Below are 22912 nucleotides of genomic sequence, written 5' to 3' on the forward strand. Positions count from 1 at the left end.
TGCAATGGCGGCCGCCCCGCCACGCCCGCGCCAGCGGCAGGCATTCCACCAAGGAGAACAGATGACCGTCCAACCAGAACTCAATCACGAAGCGCGCCAGTTGCTCGCCGTCGCATGCGCCTGGCGAGAGAGCCGCAACGCCGCCGTCGCCGCCGGTGGCGTGATCGGGGAATTAACCGCGCTGCGCCATCGCCTCGACGGCGATGCCCTGGCCCAAGCCATCGACACTTACTGGAGGGCAGCATGAGACGTTATCTGGTTGATCAACTGCGTTGCAACATCCTGGCCGCGCTCGCACACGGTCCCACGCAAGTCGCCCCGCTGGCCCAACGCCTGGGCGCCGACGCCGAAAAGGTGCGCCAGCAATGCCTGGAGCTGTTCCGCGAAGGCGCCATCGGGCGCGATCCGCGCACGCGGCGCGCGCACATGGTGTACCGGGCCGCCGGCCTGCCCGATCCTACCGAACCCGATCCGCACCCGATCCAGCGCGTCCTGGCGTCGGAATGGAAGGGCCATCCTTACCGCGATCCGCTGGTTGCCGCGCTGTTCGGCCCGACGGGGAGGGCGCATGGGGCCGGTTTTGGCTTGTCGCATCATGGCGGCCATCGGGCCGACTGCTAAGTACGAAGTACGCGCGCAGACATACAAGCCAGAATTTGGCGAACATGGCCGGATGCGATTGCCATGCATCCTCCGCTCGCAGAGCCCTGCGAGCGGAGGGCAAGGCCGCAGCGCGCCGGCCGTGGAACACAAAAATGACCCATATTCATGGGCGGGTACTGAGAGCCTGTCCCGGTAGCCCGGCGTCGCAGCTGGCGTACCCGGCAATGCCATTGATCCGGCTCATTCACCTGCCCATCGTAGGCCGGCATCGGCCCGCGTCAATAAGGCACTGTTGAGTGCGCGCAAAGCGCCCGCAACCCCCATTCCCACCCTCCCGCATAACAATGCCTCCTGGCATGCATGGCAACTCTGTTAGTCACCGCACAGTGAGCAAACGGCAATCGTTATATTTTTTGTATTCGGCACCAACAACAGGTGTCACCACCGCGCTGGTAACAAACTTTTAGAGGAATGGATCATGGACAATCAAAAATCGAACGGCGGCAACGCAAGCAATCTGGGTAACGAAGGTTCGGGCAGCAGCATGGGCAAGGATCTTGGCGCCGGCCGTAGCGACAATAACAAGCCCAATGACAACAACAAGCCCAATGACAACATGGGTAGCGATCTGAGCAAAAGCGCGACCGATATGCACAAAACCATCGACAAGGCCGCCGACGCCGCCCAGCCGATCGTCGATCGCATGGCTTCCAGCGCCCACGCCGGTGTCGACAAAGTCAGCGGCGCCCTGAGCGGCGTGACCGGTCGCGTCGACGAAAAAACCCGCCAGCTGACCGACGCCTACAAAAACTTCGCAGAAACCGGCCGCGACTACGTCCGCACCAGCCCGGCGACCTCGATCCTGGTAGCGCTGGGCGTCGGTTACACGCTGTCGAAACTGCTGGGCCGTCGTAACTGATCTGCGCTGTCATGCGCTGGCATGGTCCCGGCCGGCTCACGCCGTCCGGGCCAGCCCCGTACGTCCCCACACTCCCGTTTTGATCGTTTCGCTACCTTGCCCTGGCAGGTGGTGTCGCATTCCCGCGCCGGTCTCTCGTCCCACACATTTTAGTTGAGGTATTCAATGGTCACACGTAAGAAAACTGGCTCCTCGGAAGATGGCGCCGGCTCCATCCTGAGCACCGTCTCCGGACCCTCCAACGCGCAGCCGCCCACCAGCCTGGGCAGCAGCGATCCGATCGCCGAACAGTTGCTGGTCAAGACCGTCGCCGGCCAACAGCTGGCGGCAGCGATGCCGTTCAATCCGAACAAGCCGGCCGAGTACGGCGACGCGTCGCGCACGCCGCCGCCTGGCGCCACGGCCGAGCCATCGACCCCGCTTGCCACCGGCAGCACCCCGACCGAAACCATCGCCTCCGCCAAGCTCGGCAGCGGCGTGCCGCCAGCGGGCGTCAATCCGACCGTCGGGCCGCTCGACCGCGTGCGCGTCGACAGCGGCGGACAAGTCCTGACCACCAACCAGGGCGTGCCGATTGCCGATAACCAGCATTCGCTCAAGATCGGCCTGCGTGGCCCGACCGCGCTGGAAGACTTTATCCTGCGCGAGAAAATCACCCATTTCGACCACGAGCGCATCCCTGAGCGCGTGGTGCATGCCCGCGGCTCGGCTGCGCACGGCTATTTCGAGAGCTACCAGGACCTGAGCGCGGTCACGCGCGCCTCGCTGCTTGCCCAGCCCGGCAAGCGCACTCCCGTGTTCACCAGGTTTTCGACCGTCGCCGGCGAACGAGGTTCCTCCGACACCGTGCGCGATGTGCGCGGTTTCGCCGTCAAGTTCTATACGGACGAAGGCAACTGGGATCTGGTCGGCAACAACATGCCTGTCTTCTTTATCCAGGACGCCATGAAGTTCCCCGACCTGGTGCATTCGGTTAAGCCCGAGCCGCACCATGCGATGCCGCAAGCATCGAGCGCCCACGATACCTTCTGGGACTTTGTCTCGCTGATGCCGGAATCGACCCACATGCTGCTGTGGCAAATGTCGGACCGCGCCATTCCGCGCAGCTACCGCACCATGCAGGGTTTCGGCGTGCACACCTTCCGCCTGGTCAATGCGGCCGGCGCCTCGGTGTTCTGCAAATTCCACTGGACCCCGCTGCAGGGCACGCACTCGCTGGTGTGGGACGAGGCCGCCAAGCTGGTCGGCGCCGATCCCGACTACCATCGGCGCGACCTGTGGGAAGCCATCGACAGCGGCAATTTCCCCGAGTGGGAGCTGGCGCTGCAGATCTTCACCGAAGAGCAAGCCGAATCGTTCGCCTTCGACGTGCTCGACCCGACCAAGCTCGTGCCCGAAGAATTGGTGCCACTCACGCCGGTGGGCAAGATGGTGCTCAACCGTAATCCGGACAACTTCTTCGCCGAAACGGAACAGGTGGCCTTCTGTACCGCCCACGTCGTTCCCGGCATCGATTTCAGTAACGATCCGCTGCTGCAAGGCCGTATCCATTCCTACCTCGATACCCAGATCAGCCGCCTCGGTGGTCCGAACTTCCACGAGATCCCGGTCAACGCGCCGCTCGCGCCGGTGCACAATAACCAGCGCGAAGGCATGCACCGCCAGGCTATCCACCGTGGCCGCGTCAATTACGAGCCGAACTCGCTGGCCGGCGGTTGCCCGTTCCAGGCGGGCATGAAAAACGGCTTCACCAGCTTTCCGCAGACCATTTCGGAAGACAAGGTACGCGGCAATCCGGAGCTGTTCGCCGATCACTATTCGCAGGCGCGCCTGTTCTTTAACAGCCAGAGCCCGGTCGAACAGGCCCACATTGCCGCCGCCTTCCGCTTCGAGCTGACGCGCGTGCAAACCCCGGCCGTGCGCGAGCGCGTGCTGGCCACCCTGGCCAATGTGAATCCGGTCCTGGCCGGTTCCGTTGCCGGCGGCCTGGGCATGGAGGTGCCGCCAGCGCTGCCGCTGGCGACCGACCGTCCGATGCATGAGTACGAACCGTCGCCGGCCCTGTCCTTGCTCAGCCGTCCGGGCGAAACCGGGATCCGTACGCGCAAGGTCGCGCTGCTGGTGGCCAACGGCGTCGACGGCGCCATGGTGCGCGCCATCTATAGTTCGCTGCTGGAAGATGGCGCCGTGCCGCGCGTGGTGGCCAGTCAGCTGGGCAAGGTCAAGACCAGCGACGGCGCCCCGCTCGACGTGGAAATCACGCTCGAAGCCGGTCCCTCGGTGCTGTACGACGCGGTGGTCGTGCCCGATGGCGATGCCGTCACCATTCTCAGCCGCGACGCCCATGCGCTCGACTTCGTGCGTGAGCAGTATCGTCATTGCAAGCCGATCCTGGTGGTCGGGGCCGGGGCCGCGCTGCTGAAACACGCCGGCGTGCCGCCGGCCCTGCCGGACGGTTCGGCCGACCCGGCGCTGATCGGCACCGAAAGCGGGGCCCTGGCCCCGGCCTTGACAGCGTTCAAGAAGGCGCTGGCCGGTCACCGTTCTTTCGCGCGCGAAACTGATCCACCGAAAGTGTAAGCGCGGGGGGGCAAGGCACGGCGTGGAACGCACAAACGAAAAAAACGCCAGCATTGCTGGCGTTTTTTTCGTCTGAAGAACGGCGTGCGGATCAGCAGCGGAAGGTGTCGTGCTCGCCCTTGCGGCGACGCGACATGAAGCCGATCAGGCCCAGGCCGGCCAGCAGCATGGCATAGCTTTCCGGTTCCGGCACCGGCGTGGTCGGCACCTGGAAGGCGGTTTTGCCGAGGTCGCGTGCGAAGATGGTCAGGCTCGAGTAATCGGACAGCTTGCCGCCCGGATTGAGCGCGTTCAGGGTCCAGCTGCCGCTGGTTTTGGAACCGGCGCCGAGCACTTCGTCATCGAACAACCAGGCCGAACTGCCGCCACCGGTGTGCATCGCAAACACCAGGTCGAGCTTGACGTTGTTTTTCAGGTCGTTGTTAGCCACAGTCCACGAACCATGGCGACCGTCGGTCTTGTCGAAGGTGAAGGTCAGGCTGGTGCCCAGTTTGCTGGTCGAGATGGCCACGCCGTTGTCGGCTTTGCTGCCGAAGGCGGCGATCGAGGTCCAGCCCTGCTTCGAGCCGTACAGCGCAAAGTCGCTGGCGAAACCGCTGCTGTTGCCGTTGCTGCCTTGCTGGGGATTGACGCTGCCGGCATAGTCGACCGCGTCGGCGCTCACGCCGTTGAGGCTGACATCGCTCTTGCTCGTCTTGCCGGCACTGCCATTGGCGGCGTGCGCGCTGGTGGCGAACAGGATGGTCGTCAAGAGCGCCGCGCTGATGCTAATCGTTTTGGCAATGTTTTTCATGTCGTTTCCAATGTTTAAGAAAGTGATCGAGAAAGCATTGCGGGGGTTAGGCAGCGCTTGATGCAAATGCGGAAGTACAGCTCACATAGTACCCCATGTATTGATGAGATTCAAGTGAGAAAGTTATATTTGCGCAATTTTACTGGCTCAAATACAACTATTCCGCCTTACTATCTTTCTCTTATGAAATATCATCGGGTCGGGAAAATCATTGGACCGGGCTCAACGGCGGGCTGCGCGCGCCACGCCGGCTTAGTATCGGCCGATCATCGACGCGCCCGGGATGCAAGGCGCAACGTTGCTTCAATCCAACAAAAACGCCAGCGCGAGGCTGGCGTCAATCGAGGTGCGCGAACGCGTGCTGATCAGCTGAACAGCGGCTGTGCGACCTTGCGCCGACGCGACATGAAGCCGACCAGGCCCAGGCCGGCGAGCAGCATGGCATAAGTTTCCGGTTCCGGCACCGGGGTGCTCGGTACCTCAAAGGCGGTCTTGCTGACATCGCGCGCGAAAATGGTCAGGTTCTCGTAGCCGGCCTTGTTGCCGAACAGGGCCAGGCCGTTGAAGGTCCAGCTGCCGTTGCTGGTCGACCCGGCGCCGATGGTTTCATTGTCGAACAAGAAGGCCGAGCTGCCCATGCCGCCGTACATGGCGAACACCAGGTCCAGCTTGACGTTGTTCTTCGTATCGTTGTTGGCGACGGTCCACGCACCGTGGCGGCTGTCGGACTTGTCGAAGGTGAAGGTCAGGTTCGTGCCCAGCTTGCGGCTCGTGATGGCCACGCCATTGTCGGCGCTGCTGCCGAAAGCGGCGATCGAGGTCCAGCCCTGCTTCGAGCCGTACAGCGCGAAGTCGCTGGCAAAGCCGCCGCTGCCGCCCTTGGTGACGAAAAAGCCCTGGGGATTGACCAGCACGGCGTAGTCGACCGCGTCGGCGCCGGCGCCATTGAGCGTGACATCGCTTTTAGCGGTCGTGCCGTTCCAGGTCGCCTGCGCGCTCGAGGCGAACAGCAGGGAGGTGCACAATGCCGCACCCACGGTAATATTTTTAGCAATGTTTTTCATGTCGTTTCCGATGACGGGGAGGGAAGGAAGAAAGCATTGCGGGGATGAGGCAAGGCTTGCTGCAAATGCAGGAACGGCGCACACCATAGCGCGAATTTTGCTGTTTTTCAAGCAATAAAGTTATATTGATGCAATTTAACTGATAAAAACACAACAGCAACTTCCGCGGGTCCTTGCATAAAGAAAAACGCCAGCGCGAGGCTGGCGTCGAGGATGATGGCCTTGCCGTCCTATTTCGACAACTCGACCGCCGGCTTGTGGGCGGGTGCGCCCTTGTCCCGGCGCAGATACCCCATGCCGCTCTTGAGCAAGTGTTCCAGGTCATCGATGTAGGTGAACACGGCCGGCACCACCAGCAAACTGAGCAGGGTGGAAGTGATCAGGCCGCCGATCACGGCAATCGCCATCGGCGAACGGAAGCTCGGGTCGGCGCCCCATCCCAGCGCCAGCGGCATCATGCCGGCGCCCATGGCGATGGTGGTCATGATGATCGGGCGGCTGCGCTTGTGGCAGGCGTCGACCAGCGCATCGAAGCGGCTCATGCCCGCCTGGCGCGCCAGGATCGCATAATCGACCAGCAGGATCGAGTTCTTGGTCACGATCCCCATCAGCATGATCAGGCCGATCATGGACGGCATCGAGAGCGCCTTCCCGGTCAGCAGCAGCGCCACGAAAGCGCCGCCGATCGACAGCGGCAGCGCCGCCAGGATGGTAATCGGCTGCATGAAGTCCTTGAACAGCAGCACCAGCACGCCGTAGATGCACAGCACCCCGATCAGCATCGCCACGCCGAAGCTGGCGAACAGCGCCTGCATCTCCTGGGCGTCGCCCAGTTCCGCGATCTTCACCGACGCCGGCAGGTTTTTCATCGAGGGCAGGGCGCGCGCTTCGTCATTGACCTCGCCCAGCGAGCGGCCCGACAGCTCCACTTCGAGCGTCACATTGCGGCTGCGATTGAGGCGGTCGATCTGCGCCGGTCCGCTTTCCATCGTGATCGATGCTACGTTGTCGAGCATGACCGGGCCATTCTTGCCCGGCACCGTCAGCCGTCCCAGCGCCGACAGGTCGGCCCGCACCGCGTCCGGCAGCTTGACCCGGATCGGCACCTGGCGCTCGCTCAGGTTCATCTTGGTCAGCGCCGTGTCGTAGTCGCCGGCGGTGGCCACGCGCACCGTCTCGCCGATGGATGCGGCGGTCACGCCCATGTCGGCCGCCCTGGCAAAGTCGGGGCGCACGATGATTTCCGGACGCACCAGCGAGGCGCTCGAACTGACGTTGCCGATGCCCTTGAGCGTACGCAGTTCGCGTTCCACCGCCTGCGCCGCGCCGGTCAGCGCCAGCGGATCTTCGCTGCGCAGCACCAGCTGCATTTTGACGCCCGTATCGGCCGGGCCCACGTTGAACCTGGCGCCGGGAATCTGATCGAGCCTGGCGCGGATCTGGCGTTCCAGCTGGTCCATCGATTCCTTGCGGTCGTTGCGGTGCAGCGTGGTCAGGGTCAGCACCGCGCGCCGCGCTTCGGCCGAGGCCCCAGGCGCGAACGCGTCGCCGCTCGAGCCGCCGCCGATCGAACTGAAGACGCCCTTGATGCCCGCCACTTCCATCGCCGCCAGGCGCGCCCGTTCGGCCACCGCGCGCGTTTCGACCAGGGTGGAACCGGGCGGCAGTTCGACGTTGATCATGGTCTGGGCGCGGTCGGCCGCCGGCACGAAGCCGGTCGGCAGCAGCGGCACCAGCGCGATCGAACCGACAAAAAACAGGGCCGAGGCGATCCCGGTCACCAGGCGGTGGTTCAGGCACCATTTCATGGCCGCCATGTAGCGCTGCATGATCCAGCCGTCTTTTTCCTCCTCGTGCGGCAGGTCCTTGAGGATGTAGGCCGCCATCATCGGGGTAAGCAGGCGCGCCACCACCAGCGAGGCCAGGATCGCCAGCACCGCGGTCCAGCCGAACTGCTTGAAGAACAGGCCCGGCACGCCGCCCATGAAGGCGGTCGGCAGGAACACCGCCACCAGCGCGAAGGTGGTGGCGATGACGGCCATGCCGATTTCGTCGGCCGCTTCCATGGCCGCCTGCATCGGGGTCTTGCCCATGCGCAGATGGCGCGAAATGTTCTCGATCTCGACGATCGCATCGTCCACCAGCACCCCGACCACCAGCGCCAGCGACAGCAGGGTCACGGTGTTGAGCGTGTAGCCGAACAAATATTGACCAAGGAAAGCGGGAATCACCGACAGCGGCAGCGCGGCGGCCGCCACCAGGGTGGCGCGCCAGTCGCGCAGGAACCACCACACCACCAGCACCGCCAGGATCGCGCCTTCGTACAGCAGTTCCATCGAGCCGTCGAAATTTTCTTCCACCGGCTGGGCGTTGTCGATCACTTCTTTCAATCCCACATTGGCGTGCGCCGCCTGCAGTTCGGCCACGGCCGCACGGGTGCCCTCGGCCACCTTGGTTTCGCTGGCGCCCTTGGTGCGGAAAATCTCGAAGGCGACCACGCGCTTGCCATCCTGCTCGGCCACCGCACGCGGCTCGGCCACCGTATCGCTTACGCTGGCGATCTGGTCGAGGCGTACGCGCCGTCCGTCCGGCAGGGGAATATCCATTGCCGCCAGCTGGTCCGCCGTCTGCACGGTGGCGATGGTGCGCACCGACTGCTCCGCGCCCGACACGTCACCGCGTCCGCCCGGCGCCTCGCGCTGCACGTTGCGCAACTGGCGCGACACGTCCACCGCCGCCACCTGCAGCGCCGCCATGCGGGCATCGTCGAGTTCCACGCGGATCTCGCGCGTGACGCCGCCCACGCGCTTGACCGAACCGACGCCCGGCACGTTCAAGAGGCGCTTGGCCACCGTGTTGTCGACGAACCAGCTCAGTTCCTGGTCGTCCAGCGGCACGCCGCCCTTGCCCGGCGCGGCCACCGCGGTGTAGGTCAGGATCACGCGCCCGGCGGTGGAAATCTTGGTCACGGTCGGATCGCGCATTTCGGCGGGCAGGTCGGGCTTGACCCGCGCCACCGCGTCGCGCACATCGTTCACGGCTTCCGAGATATTCTTCTCGAGGATAAATTCGACCGTGACCGTGGCCACGCCATCGAGCACTTTGGTGGCGATGTTCTTCACGCCTTGCAAGGTGGCGATCGAATCCTCGATCTTGCGCGCCACTTCCGTTTCCAGCTGGGCCGGCGCGGCGCCGTCGAGCGTGGCGGTGACGAGCACGATCGGCAGTTCGATGTCCGGAAAGTCCTGCACCGCGTTGGCCTTGTAGGCCAGCAGCCCGGCCAGGGTCAGCAACGCGAACAGCATGATCGCCGGTATCGGGTTCTTGATCGATAAAGATGAAAAATTCATGGCGGTTCCTTATTTGGCGGCGCTTGCGGACACCTTCGCCGGCGCGGCTGCGGGCGCGGCGACGTTGCGTACCAGGTCGCCCTCGTTCAAAAAGCCCGCGCCGCTGACCACCACCAGCGAATCGGCAGTCAAGCCCTTGGTCACTTCGATGCGCTCGCCCAGGCGCCGACCGGCCTGCACCTTGAGCTGGCTGACGCGCCCGTCCTGGTTCAGGCGGAACACATAGCTGAAGCCATCGCGCACCACCACCGACTGCTGCGGCACGGTCATGGCGTCCGAGGTGCCCAGTTCGAACTGGCCGCTGGCGAACATGCCGGCCTTGAAGGGCGCGTTGGCGCCTGCGCTCTGCGGCAGGTCGACATACACCAGCGCGGAGCGGGTCTGCGGATCGATGGTCGGCGCGATCATGCGCACCTTGCCGGTCAGTTCACTGCCGTTGGCCGCCTTGACCACGGCGCTGGTGCCGGGCTTGATGCGCGCCAGTTCGGCCGCCGTGACTTCGGCCCGCCACTCGAGGCGCCCCTGGCGGATCATGCGGAACAGTTCCGTGCCCACGCCCACCACCGAACCGACGGTGGCGGTGCGCGCCGAAATCACGCCATCGTCGGGCGCCACCACCTGCGTGTACTTCAGGCGCAGCTGCTGCGACGACAGCGCCGCCTTGGCCGAGGCGATGCGCGCCCTGGCGGTCTGCTCGGCCGTCTTGTACTGGCTGATCTGCTGGCCCGACAGCGCGCCCGAATTTTCCAGGGTGCGGGCGCGCGCCGCGTTGGCCACCGCTTCGGCGGCATTCGCCTCGGCTTCCAGCAAACCGGCGCGCGCCTGCGCCACATCGGCGTTGACGCTGTCGGCCGAGAACACGGCCAGCACCTGGCCTTTCTTGACAACGTCGCCGACGTTGACCTTCACGTCGGTCAGGCGCAGCCCGCCCGACTCGCTGCCGATCACCGCTTCCTGCCAGGCGGCCACGTTGCCGTTGGCGCCCAGCTTGATGGCCAGGCTGGCTGGCGACGGCCGGGTGGTGGTGACGGTGAGCGCGGGTTTGGGCGCGGCGTCTTTCTTGTCGTCGGCCGCCACCGAATCGGGCGAGACGGCCATCAGGCCGCCCGTGGCCAGCACCAGGGCGCCGATCACCAGCGCGGCGGCCGGTTTGAGCTTGAGGTTCTTCAAAGTGTAGTGTGTGGAGTTTGTCATGGTGTTCTATCCGTAGTCGTGTCGGGGCGGTCAGTTCGGGGTGGCGGTCCAGCCGCCGCCGGCGGCGCGGTACAAGGCCACCGATGCGGCGCTGCGCTCGCGCTGCAAGGTCACGACCGCATTTTCAGCGGCCAGCCGCGTGCGGCGCGCGTCTTCCAGTTCGAGCAGGCTGCCCAGTCCATTCTTGTAGCGGTCTTCGGCGGCGCGAAAAGCTGCGCGGTAGCCGTCCAGCGACACTTGCGCATCAAAGCCGCGCTCGGCCGCGCTGTCCAGGTTCACCAGCGCCTGTTCGACCTCGCTCACGGCGCGTCGCGCGCTGGCGCGGTACGACACCACGGCCGCGTCGTAGCGCGCCCTGGCCGCGTCCACATTGGCGCTGCGCCGCCCGCCATCGAAGATCGGCAGGGTCAAGGCCAGCGGGCCGATGCTCCAGGTGTCGAACTGGTTGTTCTCGCCGCCGCTGCGAAAATTCGCACGGCCGATGGAGCCTTGCAGCGACAGGCGCGGGTAGCGCTGCGCCTGCGCGCTGCCGACCTCGAAGCTGGCGGCGGCCACTTCACGCTCGGCGGTAAACACGTCGGGCCGCTGGGCCAGCACCTGGGCCGGCAAGGCCGCAATCGCGGGCGCCGGCGGCGCCACCGGCGTCGTGGCCAGCAGGCGCGCGCGCAGGTCCGGTTCGTCGATTGCCGTTAACGCCACCAGGGTCTTGATATCGATGTCGCACAAGGCGCGCTGCAAGGTGGCGCGGCTCTTGCCCTCGGCCGCGCTGGCGCGCGCCAGGGCCGCCGTGGCGGGGGCCTGGAAGCCAGCGTCGGCCGACAGGCCGGTCAGGCGCGCCGTGTCTTCGCGCGAGGCGGCGTCCAGGCGCGCCACCGCCAGCAACTGCTCGCACGAGCGCAGGCTGTAATACTGGTTCGCCACTTCGGCCGCCACCGCCACGCGCGCATCGTGCCAGCTGGCGCGCGCGCCCGCCAGGCGTTCCTCGGTGGCGTTGCGGGTGGCGCGCAGGCCGCCGAACAGGTCGATCTCCCATGCGCTTTGCAGGCCCCCCTGGCCGGTGGTGCCGCCGGGCTGGGCGCCTTGCTGGTTGACGCGGCTCACGCTCATGCTCGCGTCCAGGGTCGGCGCCAGCGCGGCGCCGGCGGCGACACGGTCGGCGCGCGACTGCACGATGCGCGAGCGCGCCGTGGCCACGTTCGGGCTGGCCGTCTGCGCCGCCTCCACCAGTTGCGCCAGCAGCGGGTCGCCCTGCTCGCGCCACCACAGCGACAGGTCGGTCAGGCTGCCGTTGTGCGGCAGGGGCGCCTGCCATTGGGGCGGCATGGGGGCCTCGGTCTTGCCTGGTGGCGCCAGCGCGCACCCTCCCAGCGCCAGCGGCAGCAGGGCCGCACTCAGTACATAGACGATCTTCATGCTTTCTTCTTTCGTGGCTTGGTAATAGGTTGTGCGGCGCCGGCCTTGCGGCGCGCCAGTTCGGCATTGACCATCGCTTCGCCGTAGTCGACCAGGCGCGCCATCCAGGTATCGATGGCGGCGTCGTTTTCCAGCAGGTGCGGGTTGATGCGGTCGATCACGTCGCGCGTGACCATCAGCTGCACCGCCAGGCCGACCACCGAGAAGCCCAGGCGCAGCAGGTCGTCGTCCGGCGTGGCCAGGCCCAGGTGACGGCCCAGCACCATCACCAGCGCCGCGTGGGCCGGCTTGATGCCGTTGTCGATTTCCTCGGCCCATACGCCGGTCGGCTCGAGCATCTCGCGAAACCACAGCCGCATCGACAGGCGCGCCCTGTCGCCGCGTTTCAGGTCGGCCATCATGATGCCGTAGAAGCCTTCGAGCGTCTCGCGCAGGGTGGCGTCGGACGCGGTGAACGCGTCCAGGCTGGCCTCGCAGCCGGGCGACGGTTCGGTGAAGGCGGCGCGGTACAGGCCGGCCTTGTCGCCGAAGTAGTAGCTGATCGACGCGATGTTGGTGCCGGCGGCCAGCGCGATCTCGCGGGTGGAGGTTTTGGCGAAGCCCTGCTCGGCGAACAGGCGGGTCGCCGCCAGCAGCAGCCGCTCGCGCGACTGCGCGCCGTCCGAGCGCGTGCGGCGCGCATCGTCGGCCAGTGAAGTCGGTGTTTTTTCCATTCCGCGATTTAATCACGAAAACTAAACGATTGATATAACTAAAGCGTTCGTTTTAACTAAACCGACAAATCTTTACATTTGGGTTACATTGTGGCCCAACTTGTATGCAAATGAACGGGAACTTTTTGCCGGTTCCGGCGCAATACCTGTAAGGCGGGGATATTCCCGCCACTTTTCGATCGGCTTGCCCATGAAACGCTATGTATTTGCCCTGTTCGCCGCCGCCGCGCTGTCCGGCGCGCGCGCCGCGCCGCTGCCGCCCGGCCAGGAGGCCGCCCATGTACTGAACCGGATCGCCTTCGGCCCCGCGCCGGGAGACCTGGAACGCGTGAGCCGCAGCGGCGTGCGCGCCTATATCGACAGCCAGCTCGCGCCGGAATCGATCGCCTTGCCGGCCGCCCTGAGCGCGCGCCTGGCCGGCCTGGAAACGCCGAACCGCAGCGCCGGCAAGACCCTGGCCGAATTTGAAGAAGCGCGCCGCAACGCGCGCGACGAAACGCCGGCCGCTCAGGAGCTGCGCCGCGCGCGCGTGGCGCGCATTGCCCGCGAAACGGCCGAAGCGCGCCTGCTGCGCGCGCTCCAGAGTCCGCGCCAGCTCGAAGAAGTGATGGTCGACTTCTGGTTCAACCACTTCAACGTAGCCGCCTCCAAGGGCAATGTGCAGGCGCTGGTCGCCAGCTACGAGCGCGATGCGATCCGGCCCTACGTGTTCGGCTCCTTCCGCCAACTGCTGGGCGCCACCGCGAAGCACCCGGCCATGCTGTACTACCTCGACAACTACCTGTCCGCCGGCCCCGCGCCGGCCAAAGCCAAGGGGCGCGCGCGCGGCCTGAACGAAAACTACGCGCGCGAACTGATGGAACTGCACACGCTCGGCGTCGACGGCGGCTACAGCCAGCGCGACGTGACCGAACTGGCGCGCATGCTGACCGGCTGGACTTACGACCAGCGCGCCCTGATCGGCGAAGACCAGCTATTTCGCTTCGATCCGAAGCGCCACGACCAGGGCGCCAAGACTTGGCTGGGACGCGCGGTGCCGGCCGCCGGCCAGCAGGAAGGCGAGATGGCGCTCGACGTGCTGGCCATGCATCCGGCCACGGCGCGCCACCTGAGCTACAAGCTGGCCCAGTATTTCGTGCGCGACGATCCGCCGCCGGCGCTGGTCGAGCGGCTGGCGGGAACCTGGCAGGCCAATGGCGGCGACATTCGCGGCGTGCTGCGGGTGCTGTTCGCCAGCGACGAATTCATGGCCCCAAGCGCAATCGGCGCCAAGTTCAAGACCCCGTACCAGTATGTGGTGTCGGCGGCGCGCGCCAGCGCCACGCCGCCGGGCGACATCGGCCCGCTGCTCGGCGCCCTGAACCAGCTCGGCATGCCGCTGTACGGCTGCCAGACGCCGGACGGCTACAAGAATACCGAGGCGGCCTGGATGAATCCGCACGCGCTGACCCGGCGCATCGTGTTCGCCACGGCGCTCGGCGCGGGGCGGCTGGCGCTGGCCAAAGGCGCGCCCGTGGTGGCGCTGGCCGATGCCAGTTCGGTCACGCCGGCCCCGCTCGATCCGCTGCAACTGGCGTCGACCCTGGGTGCTTCGGTATCGCCGCGCACCCAGGAGCTGGTGGCGGCGTCGCCGGTCGCCCTGCGCGCGGCGATGCTGCTCGGCGGCCCCGATTTCATGCAGCGCTAACAGGAGAACCACATGCAACGCAGAGACTTTCTATCCTCGATGGCGGCCGGCGCCAGCCTGCTGGTGCCGGTCGGGCGCAGCGCCTGGGCCGCCAGCGGGGCCAGCGACACTGGCGACACCGGCGCCACGCGCCAGAAACTGATCGTCGTGATGCTGCGCGGCGCGGTCGATGGCCTGAACGTGGTCGCGCCGGTGGGCGACGCCAACTACCGGCGCCTGCGCCCGACCATCGGGCTGGAATTGCCTGGCGCGGAAGGGGGCGCTCTCGACCTGGACGGCTACTTCGGCCTGCATCCCGCGCTGGCTCCCTTGATGCCGCTGTGGCGGCAAAAGCAGCTCGCGTTCGTGCATGCCAGCGGCTCGCCCGACGAGAGCCGTTCGCACTTCGACGCGCAGATCTATATGGAGACGGCCACGCCGGGCCGCAAAAGCACGCCGGATGGCTGGATGAACCGGCTGGTGACGGCGCTGCCGGGTCACTCCGCGGCCAGCCGCGCCATCAGTATCGGCCCGCTGATGCCACGCATCCTGAGCGGGCCGGCGGCGGCCATCAACCTGCCCAATGGCGCCGGGGCGACGCGCGCCGATGTACTCGACCGCCCGGCGGTGGGCGCCGCGTTCGACCAGTTGTATGCGTCGCACGCGCGCTTCGGGCGCGCCTACAGCGAGGGCAGGGTGGCGCACAAAGAGGTGATGCAGGCGGCGATGAGCCAGGAAATGCAGGCCGCCGACAACGGGGCGCCTCTGCCGAATGGTTTTCCGGACGATGCGGCGCGGCTGGCGGGCCTGATGCGCAGCGACCCGCGCATGCAGGTGGCGTTTATCGCGCTGGGCGGATGGGACACGCATGCCAACCAGGGCGCGGCGAGCGGACAACTGGCCAACCGGCTGGCGCCCGTGGGACTGGGACTGGCGACCCTGGCCCAGCGCCTCGGGCCCATGTTCGAGCACACGACCATCATCGTGATGTCGGAATTTGGCCGCACCGCGCGCCAGAACGGCAACGCCGGCACCGATCATGGTCATGGCAACGCCATGTGGCTGCTGGGCGGGCGCGTGGCCGGCGGCAAGGTGTATGGCGACTGGCAGGGCGTGGGCGACGACGCGCTCAACGAAGGACGCGACCTGCCGGTGAGTACCGATTTTCGCTCGGTGCTGGCGCAGGTGGCCGAAAAACACCTGCGTTTGCCGGATGGCCAACTGGCCAGATTGTTTCCGGACATGCCACGCAAAGCACTCGGGTTTCAATTATTGCAAGTGTAGGGTGAAATATTTGTATCTGTAGCGCAACACCGTAGAACTACCGTATTGCAGTGCACCATGAATGAGAATATAGTGGACTTGTCTCCTCCAGTTTTCTCAGAAGATTGGATTGCCGCCCGCACCGTCAAGGTCGCGGGCGTTTTTTTTGGGTGGCAGGACGGTCGTCAGGTCAACGCGAGAATTGTCGCTATCGCGGCGTTCAGCGTTTTTCGCGCAAAGCGAGGATGAAGGTGCTGCCGCTGCCGTAGGCGCTGGTGAAATACAGGCTGCCGCCCAGCAGATTGGCCAGGTTCTGGCACAGATACAGTCCCAATCCCGCCCCCTCGGCATGCCGGGTCGAGGTGGAATCGAGCTGCGAAAACGCCTGGAACAGCTTCGACTGGTCTTCCGGCTTGATGCCGGCCCCGCTGTCGGTCACGCTGAACTCGGTGAGCAACTGGCTGGCCTCGAGCCGCTGCGACAAGGCCACCCTTACCGATCCCTGGTCCGTAAACTTGATCGCGTTATTGACCAGATTGATAATAATCTGGGTCAGCGCGCGCCGGTCCGAATCGATCACGATCGCTTCAGGCGGCAGCTCCAGCGACAGCGACAAGCCCTTTTGCGCGGCCAGCGGGCGCAGGGTGTCGGCCGTATGGTTGATCAGGTCCTGGCACTGCACGCGCTCGAGCGCCAGCGTTACCTTGCCGGCCTCGATCTTGGCCACATCCAGGATGTCGTTGATGAGCGATAGCAAATGGCGCGCGCTCGAACGGATGGTGTTGAGCTGCTTGTCCTGGTCCGGCGTGAGCGGGCCGGGTAGCTTCATCAACAGCGCCCCGGTAAAGCCGATGATGGCGTTGAGCGGCGTGCGCAGCTCGTGCGACATATTGGCGATAAAGGCCGACTTCATGCGGCTCGCCTCGGCCAGTTCCAGGTTTTTGTGCGCGATTTCGCGGTTGATGGTTTCCAGCTCGGCCGCGTGGTGCGCCAGGCGCATATTGAGTTCGATCACCTGGCGCTCGCGCGCCTGCAATTCGCTGTTGACCTGCACCGCCTGTTCGTAGGTCGAAATGAGCAAGTCCAGGATCTGCTGGCGCCCGGCGTTGATGAAGTGCTTCTGGTTGCCGAGATAAAGCGCGATGCCCGCTTCCACCTCCACCGGGGGACCTTCGCGCAGGCGCAGGTTGAGCAGCATGTGGCTGATCCTGCCGAGCAGGTACTCCTCGGCGTACGGCTTGCGCACGAAATTATCGGCGCCGCACTCGATGCCGCGGATGATGTCCTTGGGGTCGTTCAGCGCCGTCACCAGAATGACCGGAATGTCGCGCAGGGCCGGGTCGGACTTGATAGTCCGGCAAAGTTCGTAGCCGTCCATCTCGGGCATGATGATGTCCGACAGGACCAGGTCGGGTTTTTGCTCGCGGATCAGGGCAAGGGCCAACTGGCCGTTCAGCGCCACGCGCACCCGGTATGACTTGGACTGGATCAGCCGCCGCAGCCGCTCGGCCTGGGTCGGGCTGTCTTCGACGATCAGTATCTCGAATTCTTCTGGCTGGATTTGGTACGTCGAGTCCACGACATGGCTCCTTGCACGACGGCTGCGTTGCACACGACTATATCGGATTTATCGCGCCACATGGTAAATTTACAGATACCATAATGTCACTGTTTTTCACTCCGTGTCGCCCTGGAAGCCTCCCGTGCGCCAGGTCAGCACCAGGGTATCGCGGTGGCCGTTCTCGCCGTCGGGCTGGATCGGGGTCGATTCGTGGATGACGGTGGCGTCGTCGAGCAGGATCAGGGTCCATGGCTCGAGCATGGTGAAGCGTTTGCCGTCCGGACCGGCGGCTTCGAAAATGCGCGTCTCGCCGCCCTTGATATGGCTGCGCCCGACCAGCAGCACGGCCACGAAGTCGACGCCGTCGCGGTGCGCGCCTTCCGGCGTGGGACGGCCGATGCCTTCGAGCGTATCAATGCGGAACTGGTGCGCTTCCACGTACCAGGGCTGCGCCGCCCGCACGCGCGAGCAGGCGTCGCCCAGGGCGCGCAGCAGCTTGCCCCATGCCGGCAGCGCCACCGTGCTTGGCTCGACCGGTTCGAACAGGCGGTGCATGCCGCCGTGCAGGGCGTTGTATTCGATCGGCTGCCAGTGCGCGCGGTGCGCGGTCTGGGTCAAGGTGGCGCCGTCCTGGATGAAGCAGGAGTGGCGCCGGCGCCGGTAATTGCCGCCGTCCTTGAGGTAGTTATCGGGCGCCAGATGGTCCCAGCTGGCGGCCAGCGTGTTGAGGTCATCGAGGCTGCAGCCCGCCAGCGAGGCCACGTCCGCAGGGCGCAGCAGGGCGTAGCCGCTGGTGCGCAGCGCATCGGTGAGTTGGGCGATATCGTTAAAGGGTGGCGCGTGTGTTGTCATCCCGATAGCGTAGCATTTTTCGCCGTGGGATGTGAGGAGTGGGCACTTACCACTTTTTCACAAGCGTCAGCCGCAGCGAGCGCGATTCGATCGGGTGGAAGTGCACGTCCTCGCGCGCGGCCATTTCATTTGGCAGGCGCGATTCATAATAATAGGCGATCGCCGAATCGCGCCGGTTGGTCAGGTTGAAGCCTTCGATCTCGAGCAGCAGGCCGTTGGCGAGGCGGTAGCCGATGCGGCCATTCATGCTGGTGCTGCCCGCTGCGCGCACGCTGTTATCTTCGACGAGCGCACGCGCGCCCACGTAGCGCAGGCGCAGCGCGCCCGACCAGGGGCCACGCTCGAGCGTCAGCGCGAACTGGCCCACGCCTTCGACCGCGCCGGCGATACGGTCCTCGCCCGCAGCCACGCCCACGCCGCGTGCGCGTGCCTTGGCAAAGGCCAGGTCCAGGTCGAGCGAGAGCCACTTGAACGGCTTGTAGTAGTTCGACAGTTCGATCCCGGTGCGGCGGCTGGCGGGGCCGGCTTCGGTGTTGCCGGCGTCGCCGACGTAGACCAGTTCCGACGCCATGTCGAGCCGGTACAGCGATAGCGCGCTTTGCAGCTTGGGCACAAGTTCGCTGCGCACGCCCACTTCCAGAGCGCGCGTGCGCGCCAGGCCCGGAGCCGGCGTGGTGCGCTCGACCGTGCCGCGCGCATCGTTACTGTGAAAGCCATTGCCGGCGTTGAGATACCACTCGGTCTGCGCCCACGGCCCGAAGATCAGGTTCAGCGAGGGACTGAGCTGATGGTCGCGCGAGCGCGCAGCGGTGCCGCTGGCGCTGCCCTGCACATCGAAGCGGTAGCTGTCGGCCCGCAGGCCGGCCACGCTGCGCAGCTTGTCGCTCCAGCGCACCTGGTGTTCGGCGAACAGGCCGAGGCTGGATTCGACGACGTGGTCTGCGCGCGTGGTGGAAAGGCGCTCGCGCCGGCGCGTGTTGTACAAACCGTTGAAGATATTGTCGTTCTGGAGTTGCAGGCCGATGGTGACATCGGCATTGATCCCGGTGCCGTGGCCATGCCAGGTGTGGGTGGCGTCCACGCCGCTGGTCACGCGCCGGTCCGGCTGGCTGAATTGGTCGCCGTTGACCGGATCGTTGAGAAAATAGGTGAAGTTCGAATACAGGTCGAGCTGGTTGCGGATCACGTAGGCGTTGACCTTCGATGCCTGCTCCGCGCCGGTGCGGCGCCACGCGCCCGAGACGCTGTAGCGGCGCGCCTGGCCGCCGTCGCTGTCGTCGATGGCGTCGAAGCGGCCGAGGGAACCGTCATCGACGGCGCGCTGGGGAATCTGGTCGGTTGCATTCCAGCTGGCGCGGTAGGCCATGGCGCTGACCGTGAAACCGTTGTTGGCGTAGCCCTGGCTGAACCGCAGCACGGCGTTGAGCTTGCGGTAGTCGTCGGGGCGGGTGAACGGGCCATCGTTGCGCATCGCTTCCAGCGCGTACAGCAGGTTGCCTGCACCCGCTTCGGGCGAGCCGGCCAGCAGCGCGCGCGCAAAACCATTCTGCCCCACGCTGGCGCTGGTGGTCGTTTGCGCCAGCCGGTTGGCGTAGGTGACCGCCGCCGCGCCGGCCGAGGCAAAGTCGCCATCGCGCGCCGAGTACGGGCCTTTGCGGTAATCCATGCGCGCGGCCAGCTCGGGAATCAGAAAATTGAGGTCGGTCCAGCCCTGGCCGTGGGCATGGCTGCGCTGGTTGACCGGCATGTCGTCGACCGTGGTGCGCAGGTCGGTGCCGTGATCGAGGTTAAAGCCGCGCAGGAAAAACTGGTTGGCCTTGCCCTCGCCGCTGTGCTGGGTGGCGATCAGGCCGGGGACCGCTTCGAGCAGTTCGCCGGGCCGGTACACGGTGCGCATTTCCAGCTGCTTCTGATTGATGCTGCCGGCATTGGCCGAATCGGCGATGCCCAGTTGGCTGGCGCGCGAGCCGTCGATCAGCACGCGCTGCAAGGCAAGATCGTCGGCACGCGCGGCGACATGGCACAACAGGAAGGAAAGGGCGATCGGGGTAAGGCGTAAGGCGCTGTGCTTGGTCACGGTAAGTCGAGTTCTTTCTTGTTGCGGTCGAAGGTGAGAGTGGCGATGGCGCCGGCACGGTTGATGTTGACGGTATTGACCTGGTCCGGCAAAAAATCGGACAAGACCTCGTCGTGCGCGCGCACGGCGTCCGCCAGCGCGGTCTTTTCCACCTCCTGGTAGATCACCACGCTCTCGACGCTGGTGGTCACGCCGACCCAGCGCAGGGGCAGTCGCGCGCGGTCGGCGCCGAGCAGGTAGAACTGCTTGTCGATGTACTTGCGCAGCACCGCTTCGTCCTGCGGGTCGGACAGGTCGAACTGGCGCTGGTACAGGTTGGCCAGCAGCGCCTCGATATCGTGCGCCATGTAGGTGTGCACGACTTCGATGCTGCCGGTGTTCCGGTTGAACGAGATATCGGTGATCCCCGCGTGGAAGCGGTGCGCCCACGCGCCTGCGCAGGCGCACGCCAGCAGCGCGCCGAGCGCGAGGCGACGCTTCATTGCGCGGCCTTGCTGTCTTTGGACTTCAACGGTGTATTGAAGTCCTTCATCAGGTCATCCTTGCTGCGGTCGGTCTTGAACAGCTCCAGGCGCGAAGGCGTGATCTTGCGCGGCCAGGCGTTGTTGGACACGTCCGTATCGGCCGTTTCCCAATACGGGTCCTGGGTCAGGCCCACCATCGGTTCGTCGGTGACGATCAGCTTCGTGATCTTCTTCGACGAATAGCGCCATATTTCGGCCGGAATGCGCTCGATGGTCTTTTTGCCGGACTTGAGTTCGATCTCCAGCACCAGCGGCGTCACCAGCCCGCCGATGTTGGAAAAATCGACCAGGTACAGGTGCTTGCCCTTGGCCAGCAGCGCTTTTTCCCAGTCTTCCAGTCCTTCCACCGCCTCCTGGTACTTGTTGCGGTCCTTGTTGGTGACGGTGAAGTCGTCATGCTCGTTGTAGAAGTCCTTCAGCTCCGGATGCGCATCGACGCGGCGCGCCGTTCCCTTGTCGCGCTGGCTCGTCACCGACACCGGCTCGGCCTCCTTCTGCGACTTCTTCCAGGCTTTTTCGATCTCCGGGTTCTTGCTGCTCACGCCGTACTCGGTGATGCCGTCCACGCTGACGTCGACCGCATCGGTGGTGTAGAACCAGCCGCGCCAGAACCAGTCGAGGTCCGTGCCGGAAGCGTCTTCCATGGTGCGGAAAAAGTCGGCCGGCGTGGGGCGCTTGAACTTCCAGCGCTGCGCATATTCGCGAAAGGCGAAGTCGAACAATTCGCGTCCCAGCACCGTCTCGCGCAGCACGATCAGCGAGGTGGCCGGCTTGGCGTAGGCGTTGTTGCCGCGCTGGAGAACCGACTCCGAATTGGTCATCACCGGCACCTGGTTCTTGCTGCGCATGTAGTCGACGATGGCGCGCGGATCGCCGCGCGTGTCGGGGAAGTTGTCTTCCCAGGCGCGCTCGGACAGGTACTCCAGGAAGCTGTTCAGCCCCTCGTCCATCCAGGTCCACTGGCGCTCGTCGGAATTGACGATCATCGGGAAGTAGTTGTGGCCCACTTCGTGGATGATCACGCCGATCAGTCCATACTTGGTACGGCGCGAGTAGGTCAGTTCGCCGGTCTTCTTGTCCTTGGTCGGACGCGGGCCGTTAAACGAAATCATCGGGTATTCCATGCCGCCCACCGGGCCGTTGACCGAGATTGCGATCGGATACGGATAGTCGAAGGCGTACTTGTTGTACTGCTCGATGGTGTGGACGATGGCCTGGGTCGAATAGCGCTCCCACAGCGGATTGCCTTCCTTCGGGTAGTAGGACATCGCCATCACGTCGGTGTCGCCCTTCTTGTAGCCCTGCGCGTCCCAGATGAATTTGCGGCTGCTGGCAAAGGCGAAATCGCGCACGTTTTTGGCCTTGTAGTGCCAGGCCTTGCTGGCGCTTGAGCGCGATTTTTCGGCCGCTTCGGCCTCTTTCTGGGTGACGATCAGCACTGGCTTGGCGCTGCCGCGGGCCTGTTGCAAGCGTTCGCGCTGGGTGGCCGTCAGTACCGCGCCCGGATTTTGCAATTCGCCCGTGCTGGCGACGATATGGTCGGCCGGGACGGTCAGTTCGATATCGTAGTCGCCGAATTCCAGCGTAAATTCGCCGTCGCCCAGGTACTGCTTGTTCTGCCAGCCGGCGGCGTCGTAGTAGGCCGCCATGCGCGGGTACCACTGCGCCACTTCGAACAGGTCGTTCTTGTCTTCCTCGAATTTTTCGTAGCCCGAGCGGCGGCCCAGCACATTCATTTCGGGGATGTTGAAGTTCCACGCCATCTGGAACGAAAAGCGTGAACCGGGCTTCATCGGCTGCGGCAAGTCGATCCGCATCATGGTCTTGTTGATCGTATACCTGAGCGGCTGGCCGCCGCCATCGGTCAGCGCGGTGATATTGAAGCCGCCGTCAAACGTGCGGCTATCGACGATGAAGCGCATCGCCTCGAAGCGCATGCCGTCCGCCTCGGTCGCCTTGGCCCAGGCCTCGCGCGACGGCACGGTGGCAATGGCGCGGTTGTCCGAATCGGCACGGAACATGTTCTGGTCCAGCTGCACCCACAGGTACGACAGCGTGTCCGGCGAATTGTTGTGGTACGTGACCGTGCCGCTGCCGTCGATGCGACGCCTGGCTTCATCGAGCGTGGCGCGCAGCTTGTAGTCGGCGCGCTGCTGCCAGTAGGCGTGGCCGGGCGCGCCGGACGCGGTGCGCGTGATGCCGGGCGTGGGCAGCAGTTCGTCGAGCTGGCGGAACTTGTCGTCGAAGGCTGGCGCCGCGCTGGCGGCGGCGCCAGCCAGGCAGGCCGCCAGGGCCAGGGAAAGGTGTTTGATGATCATTGGGGGCAGGGTAGTGTCATGA

The 22912-nt window shown here is 65.3% G+C and carries 17 protein-coding genes; 6 read left to right on the forward strand and 11 right to left on the reverse strand.

Translation table 11 applies throughout. The annotated features are described in order from the left end of the window. Positions 1-61 precede the first annotated feature (61 nt). From F0185_RS01210 to F0185_RS01225, 4 genes are all read left to right on the forward strand, one after another. Positions 62-247, forward strand: coding sequence for a hypothetical protein (locus F0185_RS01210; RefSeq protein ID WP_166889906.1), 186 nt, complete (start codon positions 62-64; stop codon positions 245-247). Further along, positions 244-621: a hypothetical protein gene (locus tag F0185_RS01215; RefSeq protein WP_166889909.1), complete on the forward strand. Its 378-nt coding sequence runs from the start codon at positions 244-246 to the stop codon at positions 619-621. Before F0185_RS01210 ends, F0185_RS01215 begins: the two co-directional genes overlap by 4 nt. A gap of 460 nt (positions 622-1081) precedes the next feature. After that, the gene (locus F0185_RS01220) at positions 1082-1522 is read left to right on the forward strand and encodes an ElaB/YgaM/YqjD family protein (RefSeq protein WP_229476655.1); all 441 of its coding nucleotides are present in this window, start codon (positions 1082-1084) and stop codon (positions 1520-1522) included. A gap of 165 nt (positions 1523-1687) precedes the next feature. Further along, entirely contained in the window at positions 1688-4102 is a 2415-nt protein-coding gene (locus F0185_RS01225; protein ID WP_167220844.1) for a catalase, read from the forward strand. Positions 4103-4193: 91 nt separating this feature from the next. Here the strand turns inward: F0185_RS01225 and F0185_RS34585 are convergent, their stop codons facing one another. The 6 genes from F0185_RS34585 to F0185_RS01255 all read right to left on the reverse strand — a co-directional run bounded on the left by F0185_RS34585 (position 4194) and on the right by F0185_RS01255 (position 12629). After that, entirely contained in the window at positions 4194-4895 is a 702-nt protein-coding gene (locus F0185_RS34585; protein ID WP_229476656.1) for a PEP-CTERM sorting domain-containing protein, read from the reverse strand. A 365-nt stretch (positions 4896-5260) separates the two neighbouring features. Beyond that, positions 5261-5959, reverse strand: a complete 699-nt coding sequence (locus F0185_RS34590) for a PEPxxWA-CTERM sorting domain-containing protein (protein ID WP_229476657.1) — start codon at positions 5957-5959, stop codon at positions 5261-5263. Between the two features lie 230 nt (positions 5960-6189). Next, positions 6190-9309, reverse strand: coding sequence for an efflux RND transporter permease subunit (locus F0185_RS01240; protein ID WP_167220846.1), 3120 nt, complete (start codon positions 9307-9309; stop codon positions 6190-6192). A gap of 9 nt (positions 9310-9318) precedes the next feature. Further along, the gene (locus F0185_RS01245; protein ID WP_229476677.1) at positions 9319-10479 is read right to left on the reverse strand and encodes an efflux RND transporter periplasmic adaptor subunit; all 1161 of its coding nucleotides are present in this window, start codon (positions 10477-10479) and stop codon (positions 9319-9321) included. A gap of 54 nt (positions 10480-10533) precedes the next feature. Next, the gene (locus F0185_RS01250) at positions 10534-11916 is read right to left on the reverse strand and encodes an efflux transporter outer membrane subunit (RefSeq protein ID WP_167220848.1); all 1383 of its coding nucleotides are present in this window, start codon (positions 11914-11916) and stop codon (positions 10534-10536) included. After that, positions 11913-12629, reverse strand: coding sequence for a CerR family C-terminal domain-containing protein (locus tag F0185_RS01255; protein WP_167220850.1), 717 nt, complete (start codon positions 12627-12629; stop codon positions 11913-11915). Before F0185_RS01255 ends, F0185_RS01250 begins: the two co-directional genes overlap by 4 nt. Before the next feature lie 190 nt (positions 12630-12819). On the opposite strand from F0185_RS01255, the gene F0185_RS01260 reads away from it, so the two are divergent. Next, positions 12820-14316, forward strand: coding sequence for a DUF1800 domain-containing protein (locus F0185_RS01260; RefSeq protein WP_167220852.1), 1497 nt, complete (start codon positions 12820-12822; stop codon positions 14314-14316). Positions 14317-14328: 12 nt separating this feature from the next. After that, positions 14329-15579, forward strand: a complete 1251-nt coding sequence (locus tag F0185_RS01265; RefSeq protein WP_167220854.1) for a DUF1501 domain-containing protein — start codon at positions 14329-14331, stop codon at positions 15577-15579. A 199-nt stretch (positions 15580-15778) separates the two neighbouring features. Here F0185_RS01265 and F0185_RS01270 read toward each other — a convergent pair whose 3' ends face one another. The 5 genes from F0185_RS01270 to F0185_RS01290 all read right to left on the reverse strand — a co-directional run bounded on the left by F0185_RS01270 (position 15779) and on the right by F0185_RS01290 (position 22890). Next, positions 15779-17137: a hybrid sensor histidine kinase/response regulator gene (locus F0185_RS01270; RefSeq protein WP_167220856.1), complete on the reverse strand. Its 1359-nt coding sequence runs from the start codon at positions 17135-17137 to the stop codon at positions 15779-15781. A 96-nt stretch (positions 17138-17233) separates the two neighbouring features. Continuing rightward, positions 17234-17971: a 2OG-Fe dioxygenase family protein gene (locus tag F0185_RS01275; RefSeq protein ID WP_167220858.1), complete on the reverse strand. Its 738-nt coding sequence runs from the start codon at positions 17969-17971 to the stop codon at positions 17234-17236. Positions 17972-18017: 46 nt separating this feature from the next. Then, positions 18018-20048 (reverse strand): TonB-dependent receptor, encoded by a 2031-nt coding sequence (locus tag F0185_RS01280; RefSeq protein ID WP_370663954.1) that lies wholly within the window; start codon positions 20046-20048, stop codon positions 18018-18020. Further along, positions 20045-20530, reverse strand: coding sequence for a DUF6702 family protein (locus F0185_RS01285; RefSeq protein ID WP_167220860.1), 486 nt, complete (start codon positions 20528-20530; stop codon positions 20045-20047). The genes F0185_RS01280 and F0185_RS01285 overlap by 4 nt, the downstream gene beginning before the upstream one ends. Beyond that, a complete protein-coding gene (locus tag F0185_RS01290) occupies positions 20527-22890 on the reverse strand; it encodes a M1 family metallopeptidase (RefSeq protein ID WP_167220862.1) in 2364 nt (787 codons plus the stop codon). The genes F0185_RS01285 and F0185_RS01290 overlap by 4 nt, the downstream gene beginning before the upstream one ends. Positions 22891-22912 lie beyond the last annotated feature (22 nt).

Origin of the sequence: Massilia rubra, assembly GCF_011682065.1 — a bacterium.
Taxonomy (GTDB): Bacteria; Pseudomonadota; Gammaproteobacteria; order Burkholderiales; family Burkholderiaceae_D; genus Telluria_A; species Telluria_A rubra.

Excerpts from the sequence above, each read along its gene's own strand:
- F0185_RS01210 (WP_166889906.1), top strand. The coding sequence starts at position 62 with ATGACCGTCCAACCAGAACTCAATCACGAAGCGCGCCAGTTGCTCGCC.
- F0185_RS01215 (WP_166889909.1), top strand. The coding sequence starts at position 244 with ATGAGACGTTATCTGGTTGATCAACTGCGTTGCAACATCCTGGCCGCG.
- F0185_RS01220 (WP_229476655.1), top strand. The coding sequence starts at position 1,082 with ATGGACAATCAAAAATCGAACGGCGGCAACGCAAGCAATCTGGGTAAC.
- F0185_RS01225 (WP_167220844.1), top strand. The coding sequence starts at position 1,688 with ATGGTCACACGTAAGAAAACTGGCTCCTCGGAAGATGGCGCCGGCTCC.
- F0185_RS34585 (WP_229476656.1), bottom strand. The coding sequence starts at position 4,895 with ATGAAAAACATTGCCAAAACGATTAGCATCAGCGCGGCGCTCTTGACG.
- F0185_RS34590 (WP_229476657.1), bottom strand. The coding sequence starts at position 5,959 with ATGAAAAACATTGCTAAAAATATTACCGTGGGTGCGGCATTGTGCACC.
- F0185_RS01240 (WP_167220846.1), bottom strand. The coding sequence starts at position 9,309 with ATGAATTTTTCATCTTTATCGATCAAGAACCCGATACCGGCGATCATG.
- F0185_RS01250 (WP_167220848.1), bottom strand. The coding sequence starts at position 11,916 with ATGAAGATCGTCTATGTACTGAGTGCGGCCCTGCTGCCGCTGGCGCTG.
- F0185_RS01255 (WP_167220850.1), bottom strand. The coding sequence starts at position 12,629 with ATGGAAAAAACACCGACTTCACTGGCCGACGATGCGCGCCGCACGCGC.
- F0185_RS01260 (WP_167220852.1), top strand. The coding sequence starts at position 12,820 with ATGAAACGCTATGTATTTGCCCTGTTCGCCGCCGCCGCGCTGTCCGGC.
- F0185_RS01265 (WP_167220854.1), top strand. The coding sequence starts at position 14,329 with ATGCAACGCAGAGACTTTCTATCCTCGATGGCGGCCGGCGCCAGCCTG.
- F0185_RS01275 (WP_167220858.1), bottom strand. The coding sequence starts at position 17,971 with ATGACAACACACGCGCCACCCTTTAACGATATCGCCCAACTCACCGAT.
- F0185_RS01285 (WP_167220860.1), bottom strand. The coding sequence starts at position 20,530 with ATGAAGCGTCGCCTCGCGCTCGGCGCGCTGCTGGCGTGCGCCTGCGCA.
- F0185_RS01290 (WP_167220862.1), bottom strand. The coding sequence starts at position 22,890 with ATGATCATCAAACACCTTTCCCTGGCCCTGGCGGCCTGCCTGGCTGGC.